Below are 22,212 nucleotides of genomic sequence, written 5' to 3' on the forward strand. Positions count from 1 at the left end.
AAACTACCTCCTATTCTTTTTCTTCTTATACTTCACCTTAGTCTTTCGTTGATTAAAAGGCACTGCATCATTAAAAGTGTGCTTGGGTTTACCAGGTTTATTTTTACGCCATTTTTCGTCTTTTTTTGGCAGTAGTACATCCAATAAATCTTGACGACCAAGTTTATTTAACGTCTTTCTAATCCAAGCCTTATTCTCCTCTTTATACCAAAAGAAAAAACGATGTTGCTCATCTTTTTCTTTTCGTGTTTTTGGTGTATTGACCTGTTTTAAAGTATATGGATGGTAGCCACTATAATAAATGACAGTAGCTACTGTCATTGGTGTTGGCGTAAAGCCTTGTACTTGCTCTAACTGAAAACCCATGTCTTTTGTTTCGGCTGCAAGATTTGCCATATCTTCAGCTTCACAAGCTGGATGATTCGATATAAAATAAGGAATGAGTTGAAGTTTCAATCCCTTCTTAATATTAATCCTATCAAAACGTTCTTTAAACTTATGAAAATAAGAAAACGACGGTTTACGCATTAATTTCAATACAGGATCACTTGTATGCTCAGGCGCTACTTTAAGTCGACCAGACACATGCTTAGTCATCACTTCTTCAGTGTAATCATCTAACTCTTTCGGATCTGCATTTTTATTAAACTCAGGCACTAACATATCATGACGAATTCCAGAACCTATAAAGGATTTCTTTACTTTCGGATGACTATCAACAGCTTGATATAATTCTGTCAAGGGCTTGTGAGATGTATCTAAATTACTACAAATTACAGGCGAAATACAACTTGGCGCAACACATTTATCGCAAATAGATTGTATCTTCCCTTTCATTTTATACATGTTGGCGCTTGGTCCTCCAATATCAGATAAATAACCTTTAAAATCTGGCATATTTGCTACTGTATCGACTTCTCTTAATACAGACTCCTGACTTCGGGACGCAATAAATTTTCCTTGATGTGCCGAAATAGTACAGAAACTACAACCTCCAAAACAACCACGATGAATGTTAATAGAAAACTTAATCATTTCGTACGCAGGAATTGGTCCACGTTTATTATACTTTGGATGTGGCAATCGTGTGTAAGGCAATTCAAAAGAGGCATCGATTTCATCCTCAGTCATTGTAGGATATGGCGGATTTATCATCAAAGTCTTATCACCAACATTTTGAAAAATACGTCGAGCAGCAAGTTTGTTCGATTCTTGCTCAATAATTTTAAAATTAGAGGCATATGTTTTTTTATCCTTCAAACATGTTTCATGTGAAGCAATCTCTACATCTTCCCAATTACTATTTTTTGGAATTTTGGCATTTTTATCTATAAGAATAGCTGTTTGCTTAACCGTTGTAATACTTGAAAACGGAACGCCTTTCTGAAGTAAACGAACCACTTCTCGTAATGGTTGCTCTCCCATTCCGTAAACCAACATATCTGCCTTAGAACTTTCTAAAATGGTAGGCATTAATTTATCACTCCAATAATCATAATGTGTGACACGACGTAAAGACGCTTCAATACCTCCAATTAAGATTGGCACTTCTGGCCATTTTTCTTTTAAAATATTACTATAAACTGTCGTTGCATAATCAGGTCGAAATCCAATATCTCCATTTGGCGTATAGGCATCTTTATCACGACGCTTTTTATTAGCATTATAATTGCTAATCATAGGATCCATACAACCTCCTGTAACTCCAAAAAATAATTTTGGAGCACCAAGTTTCACAAAATCTTGAAGATTATCATTAACATTTGGTTGCGGAACAATAGCGACTCGTAATCCGTAACTTTCTAAAATACGACCAATCACAGCAGGACCAAACGATGGATGATCGACATAAGCATCTCCACTAAACAAAATAACATCTAGCGCATCCCATCCACGTATCTTAACCTCTTTGTTCGTGGTAGGTAACCAATCTGAAAGTTGTAATTCACTCATACCTTTGCAAAAGTAGTCAAAAATTGCTGCTTCTACTTTAAGAATAAACAAATGAGCATTATGCCAATAAAAATTCTTAACTATTTTGAATTTTTAAAGTAATATTGCAAAGTATAGTAGACATGAGTATTATTTCAAAAGACATATCGAAAGCAATAGAATTATTAGAAGCTGAAGAATTGGTCGCTATTCCTACAGAAACTGTATATGGATTGGCTGGAAACATCTATTCAGAAAAAGCGATAAAACTAATTTTTGAAACTAAAAAGCGTCCGTTTTTTAATCCGTTAATTGTTCATATTGCTTCTATTGATTTGCTACCAACTATTGTAAGTCATGTTCCTTTAAAAGCTAAATTATTAGCCGAAGCTTTTTGGCCAGGACCTTTGACACTTGTCCTTCCGAAGAACCAACATATTCCAGATTTAATTACAGCAGGAAAAAATACCGTTGCAGTTCGTATTCCAAATCACCCAACTGCATTAGAACTTTTAAAGCGTTTAGAATTTCCTTTGGCTGCTCCAAGTGCAAATCCCTTCGGAAGTATTAGTCCAACAACTGCTCAGCATGTTAACGATTATTTTGAAAATGATATAACAATGGTGCTCGATGGAGGTTCTTGTCAACGTGGTATAGAATCAACTATAATAGGCTTTAACAATGAAGAACCCATCATTTACCGATTAGGTTCTACACCTATTGAAGCTATTGAAGCTGTCGTAGGAACAATTGAAATTAAGAATAAAAAACAAATTACTCCTGATGCTCCAGGAATGCTAGACAGGCATTATGCACCTAAAACACAAACTATTTTAGTAGAAAATCTTTCCGAAGCTTTACAAATACATCAAGGAAAACAAATTGGTATTTTAACATTCAAAACACCTAAAACAAATACTAATGTTGCTTTTCAAATTGTACTGTCTGAAACACAAAACCTTCAAGAAGCAGCTTCAAAATTATATGATGCATTGCATCAACTCGACAAACAGGAATTAGACCTTATTATTGCAGAACGTTTTCCAGACTTCGGATTAGGAAAATCAATAAATGACAGGTTACAACGTGCAACTGTTCAAGCTTAATTTAACAGTAAAACATTATAGGTGTTTTTTTACTATCAAAAAACACACGAGTCTATTTGTTAATCAAATATTTAATCGTAAATTTGCAAACTCTTTTTTAAGAGAGAACAGTTTAACCGCCTGTCGTGAACAGGCAACTAATATTAATAAGTGTGGACACATTAAGCTACAAAACGATTTCAGCAAACAAAGCTACTGTTAATAAAGAGTGGGTTTTAGTTGATGCTGAAAATCAAACGCTAGGTCGTTTAGCTTCTAAAGTAGCAATACTTTTAAGAGGTAAACACAAGCCTAACTTCACACCACATGTTGACTGTGGAGATAACGTAATTGTTATCAATGCAGAAAAAATCAACTTAACAGGTAATAAGTGGACGGACAAAACTTACATTCGTCACACTGGTTATCCAGGTGGTCAAAGAAGTTTATCTGCGACTGAATTGTTTGGAAAAGATCCTGCAAGAATCGTAGAAAAATCAGTAAAAGGAATGCTCCCTAAAAACAAATTAGGCGCAGATTTATTCCGTAATCTAAATGTTGTTGTAGGTTCTGAGCACAAACATGAAGCTCAAAAACCTAAAACAATAGACTTAAACAAAGTTAACTAATGGAAGTAATTCACAAAATCGGTCGTAGAAAAACGGCTGTTGCTCGTGTGTACCTTGCTAAAGGAAAAGGCAAGATCACGGTAAACAAAAAAGACATGGAGGTTTATTTTCCTACTGCAACTTTGCAGTATAAGGTAAACCAACCTTTAACCATGACTAACAACGATGGCAACTTTGATATTACAGTAAACGTTTATGGTGGTGGCATTACTGGTCAAGCCGAAGCGATCCGTTTAGCATTATCTCGCGCAATGTGTGAGGTTGATGCAGAAAACAGACTAATATTAAAGCCAGAAGGATTATTAACAAGAGACTCAAGAATGGTTGAACGTAAAAAGTTCGGTCAAAAGAAAGCAAGGAAGAAATTCCAATTCTCGAAACGTTAATCCTATTCTTTTTTATTATTCTGAATTTTCTTCGGAATATAAAAAATCTCAAAAGCTGTTCTGGTTATTCATCAGAACAGCTTTTACAAAACAATTAAAAAACCCTGAAACGAGTTCAGGTACAGTTTAGCATCTAAATGATTAAGGCGATTTTAAATAAATGACCACTTAATCATTGCTAATTTAATAGAACGTAAACAATTACAACATGGAAAAAGTAGAAGTCAAAGACTTACTAGAAGCAGGTGTACACTTTGGTCACCTAACAAGAAAATGGGATCCAAACATGGCTCCTTACATTTATATGGAACGTAACGGTATCCATATCATCAACCTTTACAAAACAGCAGCTAAAATTGAAGAAACTTGTGATGCACTTCACAAAATTGCTGCTTCAGGAAAGAAAATTTTATTTGTTGCTACAAAAAAGCAAGCTAAAGACATCGTAGCTGAAAAAGCTGGCAATGTAAACATGCCTTACATTACTGAAAGATGGCCTGGTGGAATGTTAACCAATTTCGTAACGATTAGAAAAGCTGTTAAAAAAATGGCTATGATCGATCGTATGAAAAAAGATGGTACATTCAACTCTCTTTCTAAAAAAGAACGTTTACAGGTTGATCGTCAAAGAGCTAAATTAGAAAAGAACTTAGGTTCTATCTCTGACATGACACGTTTACCTGGAGCATTATTTGTTGTAGATATTAAACGTGAGCACATCGCAATTAAAGAAGCACAAAAATTGAATATTCCAATCTTTGCTATGGTCGATACAAATTCTGATCCACGTGAAGTAGATTATTTAATCCCATCTAACGATGATGCTTCTAAGTCAATCAACAAAGTTTTATCAGTAGTAACTTCTGCAGTAGCAGATGGTTTAGCTGAAAGAAAATCAGACAAAGCTGAGAAAGATGCTAAAAGTGAAAAATCACCAGCAGCAAAAAAAGAAGTAAAAGCTGAGAAAAAAGCTGAAGCAGTTGCACCAGTTGCCGCTAACGAAGAAGAATAAATTAACAATTACACAATATAATTAAGTCGTTTAATTGTTGTCTTTAAGAACTAATGATTAAACGACTTTTTTAAATTTTATATCACTATGGAAAATACTGTAAAAATTACAGCAGCAGAAGTAAATAAATTAAGACAAGCTACTGGAGCTGGTATGATGGATTGTAAAAAAGCTCTAGTTGAAGCTGGAGGTGATTTTGATAAAGCCATTGAAGTACTTCGTAAAAAAGGACAAAAAGTAGCAGAAAAAAGAGCTGACAGGGATTCATCTGAAGGTGCTGCTATCGCAAAAATTAATGCAGATAATACCTCTGGTGTTGCAATCGTTTTAGGATGTGAAACTGATTTTGTTGGAAAAAACGAAAACTTCGTTGCATTAGCTAACGAATTAGCAGAAGTTGCATTAAACTACAACACTAAAGAAGAGTTTTTAGCAGCTGATTTTGGAGGCATGACTGTTGCTGAAAAATTAACTGAACAAACAGGTGTTATTGGTGAAAAATTAGACATCACTGCTTTCGAAAGATTAGATGCACCTTACGTTGGACAATACGTTCATATCAATAAAATTGCTGCTTTAGTAGGTTTATCTGCAAACGTTGATAACGCTGAAGTATTAGTAAAAGATGTTGCTATGCAAGTTGCTTCTATGGGAGCAACAACATTATCTTACAAAGATTTTGATCCTGCATTTATCGCTTCAGAAACTGAAGCAAGAATTGCAGTTATCGAAAAAGATAATATCGAATTAGGACGATTAGGCAAGACCTTAAAAAATGTACCTCAATACATTTCTATGGCGCAATTAACTCCTGAAGTGTTAGCTGCTGCTGAAGAAGCTGCTAAAGCTGAATTGAAAGCTGAAGGTAAACCAGAACAAATTTGGGATAGAATTTTACCTGGTAAAATGGAACGTTTTATTTCTGATAACACGACTTTAGATCAAGAACAATGTTTACTTGATCAGAAGTTTATCAAAGACGAAAAGAAAACTGTTGCTCAATATGTTGAATCTTATGGTGATGTTACTGTTACTGGATTTAAACGTGCTACAGTAGGATAATCTATTTATTCGTTTATAAAATTAAACCTCTCAATTAATGAGAGGTTTTTTTATATTTAAATTCTACTTTTCTAAATTACAATAATCATTATATTTGCTAAACCTTTATTCCTACGAAAGTAGGAATCTATACAATTTGTAGACACAATCACATGAAATACAAAAGAATTCTACTCAAATTATCTGGTGAAGCTCTAATGGGTTCTCGTCAATACGGAATTGATCCCGAACGATTATCTGAATACGCTAAAGATATTAAAGAAATTACAGATCTAGGTGTAGAAGTTGCTATCGTTATTGGTGGTGGAAATATTTTTAGAGGTGTTGCTGGTGCTATGAATGGTATGGATCGTGTTCAAGGCGATCATATGGGAATGCTAGCCACAGTGATTAACGGATTAGCACTACAAAATGCACTTGAAGATGCTGGTGTTAAAACACGTTTACAAACAGCCATTAAAATTAATGAGGTTGCCGAGCCTTTCATTAGACGAAAAGCTATGAGCCACCTCAAAAAAGGACGTGTTGTTATTTTTGGTGGAGGAACTGGAAATCCATACTTCACTACAGATTCTGCTGCTGTTTTAAGAGCCATTGAAATTGAAGCCGATGTGATTTTAAAAGGTACTCGAGTAGATGGTATTTATACAGCAGATCCTGAAAAGGATTTAAATGCTGTAAAATTTGATCACATTAGCTTTGATGATGTGTTACGAAAAGGACTCAAAGTAATGGATACTACTGCATTTACACTAAGTCAAGAAAATAAGTTGCCAATAATTGTGTTCGATATGAATAAAAAAGGAAACTTAATGAAAGTTATTTCTGGAGAAAATATTGGCACTAAAGTTAACCTATAAAGTTTGGCTTATTTTTTGGTAAGCTTTTTACAAATTAAAGTTTTTAAACATGAACGAAGACATCAAATTTATATTAGACACAGCTCAAGAAGCTATGGATGCTGCTTTAAAGCATCTTGAAAAACAATTTGTAAACATTAGAGCAGGAAAAGCAAGTCCTGCAATGCTAGGAAGTGTCATGGTCGATTATTATGGTACACAAACAGCATTAAATCAAGTCGCCAATGTAAACACTCCTGACGGAAGAACGATTACTGTTCAACCTTGGGAAAAAAGTATGCTTCAAGAAATTGAACGCGGTATAATGGTTGCCAACTTAGGCTTTAATCCTATGAATAATGGCGAAACCATAATCATAAACGTTCCTCCTTTAACCGAAGAACGTAGACGTGAATTGTCTAAACAAGCTAAAGCAGAAGCCGAAGACGCTAAGGTTGGTGTTAGAAATGCTCGTAAGGAAGCAAATAATGATATTAAACATCTTGATGACGTTTCTGAAGATCAACAAAAAAATGCTGAAATTGACGTACAACAAATGACAGATAAGTACGTTAAAAAAATAGATGACATTTTTGAAGTCAAAGAAAATGAAATCATGACTGTTTAAACCCAAAAAAGCGACATTTAGTAAGTCGCTTTTTTTTAAGCTTTAATAATTTAACCCTTTATCCTTCTCAATGCACAAGTGTTTACTTATAATATTTATAACACTTTGTTCATATGCATTGCATTCTCAGAATTCAATTTCTCATCGAGATTCTACAGGTGTCAAAAAAGATACTATTACTAAAATTGATTATCTCAGACATCTAGGAAATGGATATTTTCCTACTCGATTTTTAAATGTCGATCTTAGGTATCTAATCAAATTTAATCAATATGAAGGACTAAGAACTGGATTAGGTGGAATTACTAATAATGAATTTTCAGAAAAATATCGCATTGATAGCTATGTTGTTTATGGATTTAAAGACCATCGTTTTAAGTATAAAATAGGAGGAGGTTTTAGAGTAAATGAAGCTACAAATACCTGGATTAATCTTTCATACGTTGATGATTTAAATGAAACTGGAAGCTCAAGTTTTTTAACCGACAAGCGCTTTTTTCAGTTTTTTGAACCTCGCCTTTTGAATATTAATTTGTTTCATAAACACATCACTAAAGCCATAAACATTGAGCATCAAATTTCAAACCATTTTACAACAGAAACTGAACTCGCCATAAGTAAAATTAATCCAACCTATAATTACAATTTTATTCTTGATGATGAGAGCTATTCAAAATTTGATGTTACGACGGCTAAAATTAGTATGCAATGGAGTCCTTTTAGCAAGTTTGAAACCATAAATGATGTCGATAAAGAAGTGAAAAACGGATTTCCAAAATTCACACTTCAACTCACTCAAAGTTTTAAAAACTTAATAAAAGGCGATTTTAATTTTTCAAAAATAGACTTTAGAACTCAGCATAAAATTAATTATAATGATGCTGTGTTTACAGAAATGGTATTAAGTAGTGGACTCGCATTTGGAAACACACCTCTTACCCATTTGTATCACGCTTATCCAAACAATATTACAAAAGAAACCATTATGCAACGTTTTTCTGTAGCAGGCGTTAACAGTTTTGAAACCATGTATTTTAACGAATTCTTTTCAGATCGATTTACAACTGTTCAACTAAAACACTTTGTAAAACCATTTAAAATAAGTGAACGTTATAGACCACAGCTTGTTTTAATTTCAAGATTTGCTTTAGGAAACATGAGTAATATTGAACGTCACGAGAATATTTATTTCAATACCCTTAAAAAAGGCTACTCAGAAGCTGGATTTGAACTTAACAAACTATTATTGGGTTTCGGACTCAGTTTTGCGTATCGCTATGGAGGTTATCACTTGCCTAAGATTGAAGATAATATTGCTGCAAAATTCACATTTAATGTCAGCTTATAAATACTAGAAATTAGTCATAATTTATAAAGCATATCCTTTGGTTTTTTCTACCTTTGTCGCTCCTTTTTAATAGGTAGATGTTTAAATTATTTTCAACAGGTTTTTGGGAAGTCGTTGCGCGCTTAATTTTGCGTAACAAAATTGGCATACTCATAAGTATCATTTTGGCAACTATTTTCTTTAGTTACCAATGGAAACACATGCGTTTTACTTATACCGAAGCCAATTTACTGCCTGATGACCATGAGGTTAATCTCGTTTATAATGAGTTTTTAGATATTTTTGGTGAAGAAGGAAACCTCATTGTACTTGGTGTTAAAGATTCAACATTATTTAATGTTGAACAATTAAATGCTTGGAACCAACTTTCTGAAGATTTTAAGTCTTATGACGAAGTTGAAACTGTAGTATCTATTAAAGATCTTCAAAAGCTTGTTAAAAACACCAAAGCTGAAAAATTTGATCTTGAGCCTTTTATTAAGGACTCCATTACATCTATTGAACAAATCGACAAGCTTCAAGAAGAATTATTTAAAAAGTATCCTTTTTATGATAATTTCCTGTTCAATAAAGACACTCGAACCATTAGAACTGCTATATATCTCAAAAAGGATATTGTAAATACTTCAGCTAGAAAAGATTTTGTTTTACTTACACTACAAAATAAAGTAGATGATTTTGAAGCAAACTATAATCTTGATGTTAGGGTTTCTGGCATGCCATATATTAGAACCTTAAATGCCCAAAATATTGTAGATGAAATAGGGCTTTTTATTGGCTTGGCACTTGGTATTACTTCCTTAATTTTCTTTTTGTTTTTTAGATCATTTAGAGCGACATTCATCTCGCTTATTGTAGTTTGCATTGGAGTAATGTGGACTTTTGGAATTTTAGGATTACTCAACTACGAGATTACAGTGCTAACAGCATTAATTCCGCCTTTAATTATTGTGATTGGTATTCCAAATTGCATTTTCTTAATTAATAAATACCAACACGAAGTCAAATTACATGGTAATAAAGTAAAATCGCTTCAGCGTGTCATTACAAAAATTGGAAATGCAACCTTAATGACCAATGTAACAACTGCTTCTGGTTTTGCAACCTTCATTTTAACGGAAAGCAAACTACTTAAAGAATTTGGTATTGTGGCTTCACTAAGCATATTAGCTATTTTTATGCTGTGCTTGTTGGTTATTCCAATCATTTACACCTTTTTACCTTATCCGAAACAAAGACACTTAGAGCATTTAAACAAACGATGGATTGGTGGATTTGTAGATTGGATTGAACGCATGGTAAAGCACAAAAAAATTACCATCTACATAACGTCTTTAATCCTGTTAATTGCTAGTATTATTGGGATTTATCAAATAAAAATTTCTGGAAGTCTTATAGAAGATATGCCAAAGGATACTACATTTTTTAAAGACATTAAGTTTTTTGAAAGTGAATTTAATGGTATCATGCCTTTAGAGATTATGATAGACACCAAACGAAAAAAAGGTGTTATGAAATTAAGTACACTAAAGCGTATGAATGAGCTTGAGGAACTCATTATAGAAACACCAGAATTGTCTAGACCTATTTCGGCTGTAAGCTTAGTAAAGTATAGTAAACAAGCATACTACAATGGCAATCCAAAATATTACCAGTTACCAACAAGTCAAGAAAACAGCTTTATTTTATCTTATGCTAAAAACTCGTCTTCTAATGTAGATATGCTTAAAAATTTTGTTGATAGTACAGGTCAATATGCACGTATTACTACGTTCATGAAAGATATTGGTACAGATAAAATGGAACGCATAGAGGAAAACCTTCAAGAAAAAATAAACAAAGTCTTTCCTAAAGAACGTTACAACGTTACAATGACTGGTAAAGCTTTAGTATTTCAAAAAGGCACCAAATATTTGGTGCGAAATCTAGTGATTTCGTTAAGTCTAGCTATTTTCCTTATTTCATTATTTATGGCTTATATGTTTAGGTCATTTAGAATGATTATTGTTTCGCTAGTTCCTAATCTTTTACCATTACTTATTACTGCTGGATTAATGGGCTATTTAGGTGTGCCTATAAAACCTTCAACCATATTGGTATTTAGTATTGCTTTTGGTATTTCTGTTGATGATACCATTCACTTTTTAGCGAAATACAGACAAGAACTTCAAGCCAATCATTGGAAAATACGAAAATCGGTTTATGCTGCACTACGTGAAACAGGTGTGAGCATGTTCTATACTTCTATTGTTTTATTCTTCGGATTTATTGTATTTACAACCTCAAGTTTTGGAGGTACAGTTGCCTTAGGTGCTTTAGTATCAGCAACTTTATTATTTGCAATGCTGTCTAATTTATTATTACTACCTTCTCTTTTATTATCTCTTGAAAGAAATATTGCTAATAAGGAAGTATTAAAAGAGCCAACAATAAATATCATTCCTGAAGATTCAGATGATGACAATGATAACTCAGAAGTTGATACCATTTCATAAACATTTATATTTGCGTAAAATTTTATAAAAATGACATATTCAATTGCACAATTATTAACACAAGATATCACCTTGCAACCCATCGAAATTAAAGGTTGGGTTAGAACGTTTAGAGCCAATCGCTTTATCGCTTTAAATGATGGTTCTACAATTAATAATATTCAGTGTGTGGTTGATTTTGAAAACACTGATGAAAGCATTTTAAAGCGAATTACTACAGGTGCAGCAGTACACATTAAAGGAGATTTGGTTGAAAGTCAAGGTAAAGGTCAAAAAATTGAAATACAAGTAACCTCTATCGAAATTCTTGGTGATTCAGATCCTGACACATATCCTATTCAACCCAAAAAACACACCTTCGAGTTTTTACGTGAAAATGCGCATTTGCGCACTAGAACCAATACCTTTAGTGCAGTAATGCGTTTGCGTTCATCTTTATCGTTTGCCATTCATAAATACTTTAATGAGAACGGTTTTTACTACATGCATACACCAATTATTACTGGTAGTGATGCCGAAGGTGCAGGCGAAATGTTTAAAGTAAGTGCTTTAGATGCAAAAAATCCACCTTTAAATGATGAAGGTAATATTGATTACAAACAAGATTTCTTCGGAAAGGAAACCAACTTAACAGTTTCTGGACAACTGGAAGCCGAAACCTATGCCATGTCTCTGGGAAAAGTGTATACGTTCGGACCAACATTTAGAGCCGAAAATTCTAATACGTCACGTCACTTAGCCGAATTCTGGATGATTGAACCAGAAGTTGCTTTTATGGATTTAGATGGTAATATGGACTTAGCTGAAGATTTTATGAAATCGGTTTTAGGTTATGTTTTAGAGCATAATAAAGAAGATTTAGAGTTTTTAGATAAGCGCTTGCAAGATGTTGAAAAGAAATTGCCTCAAGCACAGCGTTCGGAAATGAGTTTGATTGAAAAAATCAAATTTGTAGTCGATAATAACTTTAAACGCGTAAGCTATACTGAAGCCATAGACATTTTAAAAAATTGTAAACCAAACAAGAAAAAGAAGTTCAAATACATCATTGAAGAATGGGGAGCAGACTTACAAAGTGAACACGAGCGCTTTCTAGTTGAAAAACATTTTAAATGTCCTGTAATTTTGTTTGATTATCCTGCAAATATTAAAGCCTTTTATATGCGTTTAAATGAAGATGGAAAAACAGTTCGTGCTATGGATATCTTATTTCCTGGAATTGGAGAAATGGTTGGAGGATCACAACGTGAGGAGCGTTTAGATGTTTTGAAAGAAAAAATGAAAGCTTTAGATATTCCTGAAGAAGAATTGTGGTGGTACTTAGACTTACGCAAATACGGAACTGCTGTACATTCAGGTTTTGGTCTTGGTTTTGAACGTTTAGTCATGTTTGCTACAGGAATGGGTAATATTAGAGATGTGATTCCTTATCCGAGAACACCTCAAAATGCAGAATTTTAGTATTCACAATTATCTAGCATCTTATAGAAGTAGTTTTGCTACGACCAAAGAATCTTAAAAATTAATAGATTCTTCGCTTTACTCTGAATGACAATTTTATTAGTTTTATATATAGAAGTAATTCAAATAATAAAATTAAGTTTAGTTGGAATAATTCTTGTAGATTTATAGCTATTGTATTTACAATTAATTATTAAACTGGCTAAATTCGAGCTAAAACTATATGGCTTTAAAACAATACTTACAGTTTAAACTTTCTCAAAAGTTATCACCTCAACAAATTCAATTAATGAAGTTGATTCAATTGCCTACGCAAGCTTTTGAACAACGATTAAAACAAGAATTAGAAGAAAATCCAGCTTTAGAAAGTGGAAAAGAAACTAAAGACGAGCTTGATGCTATTGATGAATTTGACAATTCTGATGATGACTTTAATGACAATGAAACCATTGATACTGAAGACATCAACATTGATGATTATTTAAGTGATGATGAAATTCCAGATTATCGAACTCAAGTAAACAATTACAGTAGCGATGATGAAGAAAAAAGCGTGCCTTATGCTGCTGGCACTTCATTTACACAGCATTTAACCAATCAGTTAAACACTTTCAGATTAGATGATAACGAACGTGATATCGCTGAATTTTTAGTGGGAAGTGTTGATGAAAGTGGCTACATACGTCGTTCTTTAAGTGATATTGTAGATGATTTAGCATTTACTCAAGGCGTTTATACCGATGAAGCTTCCGTTGAAAACATCCTTCATAAAGTCCATCAATTAGATCCAGCTGGTGTTGGAGCACGAAACCTTCAGGAGTGCTTAAGCATTCAGTTGCACAGAAAAGAAAAGCATCCAGATATTGAGTTGGCTTGCAATATTATAGATAAAGCTTTTGATCAATTTACAAAAAAACACTACAAAAAATTATTACAAAAGTTTGACATTACTGAGGTTCAACTCAGAGATGCCATTGAGGAAATTGAACATCTTAATCCAAAACCTGGTGGTTCGTATGCTGGAAACAATAAAATTGTAGAGCATGTGGTTCCAGATTTTGCTATAAAAATTGTTGATGGTGAACTAGACTTAACACTTAATGGAAGAAATGCGCCTGAACTTCATGTCTCTAGAGAATACAATAACATGATGAAGGGCTATAAGGAAGCAAAAGATAAAAGTAAATCACAAAAAGATGCTGTACTGTTTATCAAGCAAAAGTTAGATGCTGCCAAATGGTTTATTGAAGCTATCAAGCAACGTCAGCAAACCCTTTTTGTAACTATGAGTGCCATTATGCATTATCAAAAAGAATACTTTCTTACAGGTGATGAGCGCAAGCTTAAACCTATGATTCTTAAAGATATTGCCGATGAAATTGATATGGACGTGTCTACAGTATCTCGTGTGGCAAATAGCAAATATGTCGATACACCTTACGGAACGAAATTGATTAAAGAGTTTTTCTCAGAATCTATGACCAACGATCAAGGCGAAGAAGTATCTACTCGTGAAATTAAAAAGATTTTAGAAACTGTAGTTGAAGAAGAGAACAAGCGTAAGCCTCTTACTGATGAAAAATTAGCAAGCATTCTTAAAGAAAAAGGCTATCCAATAGCGCGTCGTACAGTAGCTAAATATCGCGAACAGTTAGATATACCAGTAGCGAGATTGCGTAAGAAGATATGACAAATCAACTTCTAAAAAGCATATCATACATTTTTCATCCGTTGCTCATGCCTTTATTGGGAGTCGTTTTTTATTTTTCGAAAACACCTCGTTTTATTCCTGAGCCCATTATTAAAGCCAAATTGTTTTCGGTAACGATATTAACAGTAATTCTTCCAATGTTGCTGTATTATTTGTTAAAAACACTAAACAAAGTAGATTCGGTACATCTCGAAACAACCAATGAACGGAAACTTCCATTATTTCTAAATATTTGTATCACCTTTTTGATTATAATTAGAGTACTTCCTCAAAATGAAATTCCAGAATTATATTTCTTCTTTATAGGAGTTTTAATTTCAACGATTACTTGCTTTGCCTTAGCTGTTATTAAATTTAAGGCAAGTATTCATATGATAGCAGCTTCGGGCTTTTTTATGTTTGCTGTTGCTTTAGCCATTCATTTTAAAATCAATATCAACGGAACAATTGCTTTAATGTGCATTATTCTTGGCGCAATTGCCACATCTAGACTACACTTAAAAGCTCACACTCCAACAGAGCTTTTTATTGGCTTTTTTATTGGTTTAATACCTCAACTGGTATTATTGAATTATTGGATTTAAATGTATTATAAGATGTATAGCATTAATCCTATACGTACTGAATTCATTTCAATAGATTTTCCATCTACTTTAGCATCTTCATTAAAAATGTTATTTAAAGCATAATACAAATGAAAGTTAACATTAGAATATCCTGCGCTAAAGGTTAAACCATATTGAAAGGCATTAAAATCATCGATGCTAGATAATTTAATATCTCCATTAATACTGTTATATTTTGAAGAATTATAAAGCACATAACCCAATTTTAAGCCTGTATATATTCGCCAAAAATCGTATTCGGTTGCTGTAGATGTTCTCCATCTAAACTCAATGGGAAATTCAACTAAGTAGGTTGTAAATTTATTTTTACTATACTCTGTTTCATTATCGTTTAGAATAGCATATTGATAACCATCATCGTTTTCTGAGATTTGTAAGGTTTGATTATAAGAGTTTGAAGACAACCCAAGTCCTACACCAATAGCCAGATTTCTTCTTTTATTAATTGGCATATCTCTAATAAATCCAAAATGATAACCACTAGAAAACCCACTCTGAGCCACTCCACTGGGCTTGTTACCAAGTAAGTTATAGGTAACTGATATATAAAACTGATCTTCTCTATACTTATTATCGACTAATGATGTGTCGGTTTCAACAGGAGTCTTATTTGGATTTTGAGCCATAGAGAAGTAACATCCTAAGATAAAAAAAGTAATGTATAAAACCCTTGTCTTCATATTACAAATATAACGTAATAGAGAACAAATTATTAAACAGTATAAATAAAAAAAGCATCCTAAGTTTAGGATGCTTTTATTTTATGTAACTTAAATTTACCTATCTAGATTAGCCTTAGCATCTCCAGTAGCAGTAGTATAATTGATTCTAAAAGCACTTGCTTTTCTAAGTTCTTTTTTGATATCACCAACAATACCCATATTTGCTTCTTTATCAACTTTTAAAGACACTGTTAATTTAGGCACTAACTCTTCACGAAGCGCAGCTCTTTCTGCATTTATGAATGCTTGAATTTCGCTAATTTCAGCCAATTTATCGTTAAGTTGTAATCGCGCTTCAGTTCCAAATTTTTCGTAACCTTTTGCAGGTTTTCCAGCATAGATGTAACTAATAGGATACTTCTTATCAAGTTTTTCGACTTGGTCTGCTTGAGGCAACCTATTTTCTATTATAAGATTATCTTCTCTCATAACAGTTACAACCATAAAGAAAAATAATAACATAAATACAATATCTGGTAAAGATGCCGTATTTACTGCTGGCAAACTATTATCTTTTTTACTCTTAAATTTAGACATGTTTTATGTTTTAATTTATTCTACTTCAGAAAGTTTTTGAGGTATCTCAATTTTGATTTGCTCAATCACTTCTTTAAGTTTTTCTTTGTTTCCAGTAAACTTTGCATCATCATAAGCTTTTTCCATAGCTATATAGTCCATATCAGGAAATCCTCTTTTAGGGCCAATTTCTAAGGCTCTTCTGTTACGAAGTTCATTATATGCTGCCACCAATTCGTTTTGAACAGTAATGTAAGCTTTATAAGACGTTAATCTATCATTTTTGAGAGATATAATCGCTTTATCAGGATTATCAGATGACTTCGGGTCTTTAGCACCTTTACAATAAGAACACGAGCCATCACCTCCATTGTCTAGAAATGCTACTGCTGCTTGTCGTAGATCTTCAATTTCCATCAATTCATCTTCAACTAAAAGCTGGTCTTTACCATTCAATAATACGGTAAATATATTTTTCTCTTTGATAATTACATCCTGATCATTTTCTTCGATTGGAGGTAACTTACGAGTAATACCTGAATCTTTAGGTATAGTGGTAGTTACTAAGAAGAATATGAGCAATAAGAATGCAATATCAGCCATAGATCCTGCATTTACTTCTGGTGCTGATCGTTTTGCCATAATTTAGTTTTGTATTATTATTTACTTAACATCTTTTTAACTCCGAAAAACAACATTAAACCTGCTGCTAACATTATTAAAATGTAAAATGATTTGATAGCACCTTCTATCATTTGTGATTGTGCTGCAGTAAGTGTGGTTCCATCATTTAGTAACCTTTCTTCTCCAGATGACATCATGTATCCTAAAATTAGAATTACTGCAAATACACCAAAAGAAATGAGTGACTTTTTTAGCTTATCTGGACTACTTACTAAATTTACTAAACTGAATAATACTGCAGATATTGCTGCAATAGCAAGTACAACAAGTGCAAGATTAACAAATCCTGACAAGACACCATGATTGGCTGCATCTGCTTCAAATGCTTCATCACCAATCATAATAACTCTTACTAAGAAAAACACTGCAATAAGACCAATTACTAAAGCACCAATTTTGATTATTTTTTGAATATTCATAATAAACTATGATTTAATAATTTGGTTATTACTTTTTATGTCTTACCAATAAATCCATAAGAGTTATTGATGCATCTTCCATGTCATTTACTATACTATCAATTTTAGCAATGATATAATTATAAAAAATCTGTAAAATAATTGCTACGATAAGACCAAATACTGTAGTCAATAAGGCAATTTTAATACCTCCTGCTACTAATGAAGGATTCATGTCTCCAGCAGCTTCAATTTTATCAAAAGCATCAATCATACCAAGTACAGTTCCCATGAAACCAAGCATAGGTGCTAAAGCAATAAATAATGAAATCCAAGACACATTCTTTTCTAACTGTCCCATTTGTACACCACCATAAGCAACAACTGCTTTTTCGGCAGATTCTACACTCTCATCGGCTCTATCTAAACCTTGATAAAAAATAGATGCTACAGGACCTTTTGTGTTTCTACAAACTTCTTTAGCGGCTTCAACACCACCTGATTGAAGTGCGTCTTCAACATTTTGTGTTAATTTTTTAGTGTTTGTCGTTGCAAGATTTAAATAAATAATTCTTTCAATAGCAATGGCTAATCCTAAGATTAAACATAACAATACAATACCCATAAAAAATGGACCACCTTCAATAAAACGTTCTTTTACTTGTTGTGTAAAAGATAATTCTTCAGTTGGTACGTCCGCGTCTTGTAATGTTGTTGCAATTGTTGTTGCAGCATTTACAGTAGTAGTGAAAGCCATTAATCCTGCTATGGCTAAGATAGAAAATAGTCTTTTCATCGTTCTAGTTCTTAATTTTATTAGTTTAAGCGTTAAAGATATAAAAAAATTGTAATTAAAAAATAAAATTCACACTTAGAGCATAAAGGTTTAACGTTATATTATACCTAAGTTTATTCTAGTTTTTTACGAATTTAAATAAAAATGATTTGTATTCACTAACTTAAATGTATTTTAATGTTAAAATCTTCCTTATTTAACAGTTTTCAACCTACTAATCATAGGTATATTATTTTATGTATAAATTATATAATGTAACTTTGGTTCAACCCAAATATTTTAATCATGATAGATAATTTTATTTCAAACCTACAAGATGGCATCTACCACATCCTACATATTAATGCTTACGATCATATTCTGTTTTTAACAGCACTAATGCTTCCTTACCTTTTTAAAGACTGGAAACGCATCTTATTCTTGATTACCGTTTTTACTATTGGACACTGCTTATCTTTAACTTTAGCAACTTATGGTGTTATTAGTGTTAATAACAACGTGATCTCATTTATAATTCCGTTGACCATTTTAGTTGTTGCGCTTTTCAATATTTTTACTGCTGGCAAAAAAACACATCACACCAAAATTGGATTACTCTTTTTTATCACACTGTTTTTCGGATTGGTTCATGGACTTGGTTTTACTAACGAGCTTAACTCACTAATTTCTGCTTCTGAAAACAAACTCTTAGCTATTTTAGAAATTGGATTGGGTATGGAAATTGGTCAACTAGTTATTGCTTTTATTGTCATTTTTATAAGTTTCCTTTGCCAAACTATATTTAGATTTTCAAAACGTGATTGGATTATGGTCATTTCTGCTGTTGTATTAGGTTGTGTATTACCAATGCTTATTCGTAGTGAACTCTTCTCTTAAAATATTAAGAAAGCCCTTATAATTTTGGTAAAACTTTAACGCAATCTTCAAAATTATATGTCAGTCTCTTTTGTTTAATTAGTACTTTTGAAAAGTACTCAAAAACAATTTATATTCGTCCAGTAGATTTTAAATCATTAAAATGTCTAAAGAAAAACAACTTCGATACGATAAAGCCTATTTAAGAATTGCCAAAGAATGGGGAAAACTCTCACATTGCAAACGCAAACAAGTTGGCGCATTGATTGTAAAAGATCGAATGATTATTTCTGATGGCTATAATGGTACTCCAACCGGATTTGAAAACTATTGTGAAGATGATGAAGGTTACACTAAATGGTATGTGCTTCACGCTGAAGCCAACGCCATACTAAAAGTAGCAGCTTCTACACAATCCTGTAAAGGTGCAACATTATATGTAACACTTTCTCCTTGTAAAGAATGCAGTAAACTAATTCATCAGGCTGGAATTATTAGAGTAGTTTACTCTCAAGGTTACAAGGATGATTCTGGGTTACAATTTTTAAAAAAAGCAGGCGTTCAATTAGAACACATAGAAGATTTAAAAGCATAAATGAACTTTCAAAGAAAATACATACCATTACTATTAGGACTCGCTATTGCAATTGGTGTATTTATTGGTGGAAAATTAGATTTCACTGATACTTCTGATCGTTTGTTTACAACCAACAGTAAAAAAGACAAACTCAACAGACTTATAGACTACATCGATTACGAATATGTAGACGATATAAATACCGATAGCATTGTAGATGTCACTGTTAATGGCATTTTAGAAAATCTAGATCCACATTCTATATACATACCAAAAAGCGAAATGCAACGCAGTACAGACAATATGAAAGGTGATTTTGTTGGTATTGGTGTAAGCTTCTATACCTATAAAGATACTGTAACGGTTATTAGACCTATTGAAGATGGTCCTAGTGAAAAAGCTGGTATTAAAGGTGGTGATCGAATTATTATGGCTAATGGTGATTCGATTTTTGGAAGCGAATGGACTAACGATGCTATAATTAAAAAACTAAAAGGCGAAAAAAACAGCAAGATTACACTAAAAGTCTTTCGTCCTAGCGAAAATAAATTACTAACCTTTAAAGTTAAATATTCTGATATTCCAATTAGAAGCGTTGATGCATCGTATATGTTAACCGATAATTTAGGTTATATAAAAATTAATCGTTTTGCCGAATCAACTTATAAAGAGTTTAAAAAAGCTTTGAACAAGTTGCAAAATCAAGGCGCAACAAAATTAGCATTAGATCTTCGCGATAATCCTGGTGGCCTTTTAGAAATTGCTAAACAAATTGCTGATGAATTTTTAGAAAACAATAAACTTATTTTGTTTACTAAAAACAAAGCTGGTAAGATTGAAAATCATTATGCTACTCGACGTGGTGATTTTGAAGATGGACACGTCTATATTCTTATAGATGAAAACTCTGCTTCAGCTAGTGAAATTATAGCTGGTGCCTTGCAAGATAACGACAAAGGAACCATTCTTGGAAGACGAAGTTATGGTAAAGGCTTAGTACAACGTGAGATGTCTCTTGGTGACGGAAGCGCTGTTCGTCTTACAGTTTCTAGATACTACACACCAACAGGTCGCTCAATTCAACGTCCATACAACAATGGTAACAACACAGATTATTATAACGATTATTACAAACGATTAAGTAATGGCGAATTTGAAAATGCCGAAAACATTCAAATTGCAGACTCCTTAAAATTTACGACGCCTAATGGAAAAATAGTTTATGGAGGAGGAGGCATTATTCCAGATGTATTTGTACCCTTAGATACAAGTGCTCAAAACGAAACACTTAATTATATAAGGCGTCGAGGCTATGTGAGTAATTTTGTGTTTGAAGAATTAGATAAAGACCGAAGCACATATAACAATTTTAGTATTTCAGAATTTATTGAAACCTATAATGTTAGCAATAATATGGTTGAAGAATTTCAAGGCTTTCTTAATTTAAAAGAAAGAACCAACATTTCATTTGTTAATTATTATGAGCAAATGAAACTTCTTATCAAATCAGAAATGGCAAACCAGCTTTTTAATAGTAATGCTTCAGAGCAAATTATTAATACAAATGATGCCATGATTGAAGAGGTTGTTTTGCTGAGTAAAGCCAACGAAACTTTAAACGAATAAATCGTCTAAAATTAGATTTTATCATGAACTTTGGTATGTTTTCCATCGTTCCATACTGTGAGAATATCTGTAGCAACTTGTGCTCCACTTCCCGAAGCAATTGCAAACTGACTTCGCCATCCAGCCATTGTTCCAGCAACATAAAGGTTGTTTTCAACTAAATGATTTTCATTTTTTAACCAAATACGTTCTTTTTCTACAACTGCTCTAGGATGCGCTTCAATAAAACTTTCTAAACCTTTAATATTTACCAAATTTGTATAACCAACTGCAACCACAACCAATTTTGAAGCATAAGTGTTCTTATTCGTTGTTACAATAAATCCTTCCGAAGTTTTAAGAATTGAACTCACCTTTTCGTTTTCAATTTGTTCAACATGAGGATACAATTGTGATAATTGAGCTTTGCCTTCTTCTAATATTGAAGCTCCTGTGGTACCTGGAGCTAAACCTAATACATTATTAAATAATGCATTTTGCAAGTGCGATGTACGTTGATGCATTACAATCCCAATGCGTTTGTTTTTGGCAAAATCTTTTGATTTTGCCGATCCTAAAACCAAAGCACAAGACATGCCAGCAGCTCCACCTCCAACTATAAACGCATCAAACATTAATTATTCTCTTTTAATTTTTGATTTACTTTTTTAGAAAATCTTAAAACCTGCAATAAAACAATAGCACATAATGAAGCAAATATTGTGATTAAAGCAACAACACTTTGCCCTTCAAATGGTGCATTAAAATTAATTTGCATGATATTAAATCCGATTAATACAACGGCTACAATAGTTACAATAATTGTAAATAGTTTCATAGTTTAA

The 22,212-nt window shown here is 32.7% G+C and carries 23 protein-coding genes; 15 read left to right on the forward strand and 8 right to left on the reverse strand.

What is annotated here, in order from left to right; genetic code table 11:
- Nucleotides 1-3 precede the first annotated feature (3 nt).
- Nucleotides 4-1,953, reverse strand: coding sequence for a YgiQ family radical SAM protein (locus ACP15M_RS05175; RefSeq protein WP_425076121.1), 1,950 nt, complete (start codon nucleotides 1,951-1,953; stop codon nucleotides 4-6).
- A 122-nt stretch (nucleotides 1,954-2,075) separates the two neighbouring features.
- Here ACP15M_RS05175 and ACP15M_RS05180 point away from each other — a divergent pair, with 122 nt between their 5' ends.
- The 12 genes from ACP15M_RS05180 (at nucleotide 2,076) to ACP15M_RS05235 (ending at nucleotide 15,172) form a co-directional block, all read left to right on the forward strand.
- Nucleotides 2,076-3,038: an L-threonylcarbamoyladenylate synthase gene (locus tag ACP15M_RS05180; protein ID WP_425076122.1), complete on the forward strand. Its 963-nt coding sequence runs from the start codon at nucleotides 2,076-2,078 to the stop codon at nucleotides 3,036-3,038.
- Between the two features lie 152 nt (nucleotides 3,039-3,190).
- Complete coding sequence (rplM, locus tag ACP15M_RS05185) at nucleotides 3,191-3,646, forward strand: 50S ribosomal protein L13 (protein ID WP_425076123.1); 456 nt, start codon at nucleotides 3,191-3,193, stop codon at nucleotides 3,644-3,646.
- On the forward strand, nucleotides 3,646-4,032 hold the full coding sequence (gene rpsI / locus ACP15M_RS05190) for a 30S ribosomal protein S9 (RefSeq protein ID WP_425076124.1): 387 nt from the start codon (nucleotides 3,646-3,648) through the stop codon (nucleotides 4,030-4,032). Before rplM ends, rpsI begins: the two co-directional genes overlap by 1 nt.
- A 208-nt stretch (nucleotides 4,033-4,240) precedes the next feature.
- Nucleotides 4,241-5,044 (forward strand): 30S ribosomal protein S2, encoded by an 804-nt coding sequence (gene rpsB, locus ACP15M_RS05195; RefSeq protein WP_425076125.1) that lies wholly within the window; start codon nucleotides 4,241-4,243, stop codon nucleotides 5,042-5,044.
- Nucleotides 5,045-5,131: 87 nt separating this feature from the next.
- The gene (gene tsf / locus ACP15M_RS05200; RefSeq protein ID WP_425076126.1) at nucleotides 5,132-6,106 is read left to right on the forward strand and encodes a translation elongation factor Ts; all 975 of its coding nucleotides are present in this window, start codon (nucleotides 5,132-5,134) and stop codon (nucleotides 6,104-6,106) included.
- Nucleotides 6,107-6,258: 152 nt separating this feature from the next.
- Entirely contained in the window at nucleotides 6,259-6,966 is a 708-nt protein-coding gene (pyrH, locus tag ACP15M_RS05205; RefSeq protein ID WP_425076127.1) for a UMP kinase, read from the forward strand.
- Nucleotides 6,967-7,015: 49 nt separating this feature from the next.
- Nucleotides 7,016-7,573, forward strand: a complete 558-nt coding sequence (frr, locus tag ACP15M_RS05210) for a ribosome recycling factor (RefSeq protein WP_425076128.1) — start codon at nucleotides 7,016-7,018, stop codon at nucleotides 7,571-7,573.
- 70 nt (nucleotides 7,574-7,643) lie between these two features.
- Nucleotides 7,644-8,921 carry a DUF5686 family protein gene (locus ACP15M_RS05215; protein WP_425076129.1) on the forward strand — a complete coding sequence of 426 codons (1,278 nt, stop codon included), beginning with the start codon at nucleotides 7,644-7,646 and terminating at the stop codon, nucleotides 8,919-8,921.
- Nucleotides 8,922-8,998: 77 nt separating this feature from the next.
- On the forward strand, nucleotides 8,999-11,416 hold the full coding sequence (locus ACP15M_RS05220; RefSeq protein ID WP_425076130.1) for an efflux RND transporter permease subunit: 2,418 nt from the start codon (nucleotides 8,999-9,001) through the stop codon (nucleotides 11,414-11,416).
- Nucleotides 11,417-11,446: 30 nt separating this feature from the next.
- Nucleotides 11,447-12,877 carry an asparagine--tRNA ligase gene (asnS, locus tag ACP15M_RS05225; RefSeq protein ID WP_425076131.1) on the forward strand — a complete coding sequence of 477 codons (1,431 nt, stop codon included), beginning with the start codon at nucleotides 11,447-11,449 and terminating at the stop codon, nucleotides 12,875-12,877.
- A 223-nt stretch (nucleotides 12,878-13,100) separates the two neighbouring features.
- Nucleotides 13,101-14,567 (forward strand): RNA polymerase factor sigma-54, encoded by a 1,467-nt coding sequence (rpoN, locus tag ACP15M_RS05230; RefSeq protein WP_425076132.1) that lies wholly within the window; start codon nucleotides 13,101-13,103, stop codon nucleotides 14,565-14,567.
- A complete protein-coding gene (locus tag ACP15M_RS05235) occupies nucleotides 14,564-15,172 on the forward strand; it encodes a hypothetical protein (RefSeq protein ID WP_425076133.1) in 609 nt (202 codons plus the stop codon). The genes rpoN and ACP15M_RS05235 overlap by 4 nt, the downstream gene beginning before the upstream one ends.
- Before the next feature lie 5 nt (nucleotides 15,173-15,177).
- Here the strand turns inward: ACP15M_RS05235 and ACP15M_RS05240 are convergent, their stop codons facing one another.
- The 5 genes from ACP15M_RS05240 to ACP15M_RS05260 all read right to left on the reverse strand — a co-directional run bounded on the left by ACP15M_RS05240 (nucleotide 15,178) and on the right by ACP15M_RS05260 (nucleotide 18,330).
- Nucleotides 15,178-15,894, reverse strand: coding sequence for a porin family protein (locus ACP15M_RS05240; RefSeq protein WP_425076134.1), 717 nt, complete (start codon nucleotides 15,892-15,894; stop codon nucleotides 15,178-15,180).
- A gap of 96 nt (nucleotides 15,895-15,990) precedes the next feature.
- Nucleotides 15,991-16,473: an ExbD/TolR family protein gene (locus tag ACP15M_RS05245; protein WP_425076135.1), complete on the reverse strand. Its 483-nt coding sequence runs from the start codon at nucleotides 16,471-16,473 to the stop codon at nucleotides 15,991-15,993.
- A 15-nt stretch (nucleotides 16,474-16,488) separates the two neighbouring features.
- The gene (locus ACP15M_RS05250; protein WP_425076136.1) at nucleotides 16,489-17,094 is read right to left on the reverse strand and encodes an ExbD/TolR family protein; all 606 of its coding nucleotides are present in this window, start codon (nucleotides 17,092-17,094) and stop codon (nucleotides 16,489-16,491) included.
- Nucleotides 17,095-17,111: 17 nt separating this feature from the next.
- The gene (locus tag ACP15M_RS05255; RefSeq protein WP_425076137.1) at nucleotides 17,112-17,555 is read right to left on the reverse strand and encodes a hypothetical protein; all 444 of its coding nucleotides are present in this window, start codon (nucleotides 17,553-17,555) and stop codon (nucleotides 17,112-17,114) included.
- Nucleotides 17,556-17,583: 28 nt separating this feature from the next.
- Nucleotides 17,584-18,330, reverse strand: a complete 747-nt coding sequence (locus ACP15M_RS05260) for a MotA/TolQ/ExbB proton channel family protein (protein WP_425076138.1) — start codon at nucleotides 18,328-18,330, stop codon at nucleotides 17,584-17,586.
- A gap of 285 nt (nucleotides 18,331-18,615) precedes the next feature.
- Between ACP15M_RS05260 and ACP15M_RS05265 the strand changes: the two genes are divergently transcribed.
- From ACP15M_RS05265 to ACP15M_RS05275, 3 genes are all read left to right on the forward strand, one after another.
- Nucleotides 18,616-19,206, forward strand: coding sequence for a HupE/UreJ family protein (locus tag ACP15M_RS05265; RefSeq protein WP_425076139.1), 591 nt, complete (start codon nucleotides 18,616-18,618; stop codon nucleotides 19,204-19,206).
- Nucleotides 19,207-19,348: 142 nt separating this feature from the next.
- Entirely contained in the window at nucleotides 19,349-19,780 is a 432-nt protein-coding gene (locus ACP15M_RS05270) for a deoxycytidylate deaminase (protein WP_425076140.1), read from the forward strand.
- Complete coding sequence (locus tag ACP15M_RS05275) at nucleotides 19,781-21,388, forward strand: S41 family peptidase (RefSeq protein WP_425076141.1); 1,608 nt, start codon at nucleotides 19,781-19,783, stop codon at nucleotides 21,386-21,388.
- Nucleotides 21,389-21,399: 11 nt separating this feature from the next.
- Here ACP15M_RS05275 and ACP15M_RS05280 read toward each other — a convergent pair whose 3' ends face one another.
- Both ACP15M_RS05280 and ACP15M_RS05285 read right to left on the reverse strand, forming a co-directional pair.
- Nucleotides 21,400-22,002 (reverse strand): FAD-dependent oxidoreductase, encoded by a 603-nt coding sequence (locus ACP15M_RS05280; protein WP_425076142.1) that lies wholly within the window; start codon nucleotides 22,000-22,002, stop codon nucleotides 21,400-21,402.
- The gene (locus tag ACP15M_RS05285; RefSeq protein WP_425076143.1) at nucleotides 22,002-22,205 is read right to left on the reverse strand and encodes a hypothetical protein; all 204 of its coding nucleotides are present in this window, start codon (nucleotides 22,203-22,205) and stop codon (nucleotides 22,002-22,004) included. The genes ACP15M_RS05280 and ACP15M_RS05285 overlap by 1 nt, the downstream gene beginning before the upstream one ends.
- Nucleotides 22,206-22,212: the final 7 nt, after the last annotated feature.

It is taken from the genome of Psychroserpens sp. S379A (genome assembly GCF_049800755.1).
In the GTDB taxonomy this organism is placed as follows: domain Bacteria; phylum Bacteroidota; class Bacteroidia; order Flavobacteriales; family Flavobacteriaceae; genus Psychroserpens.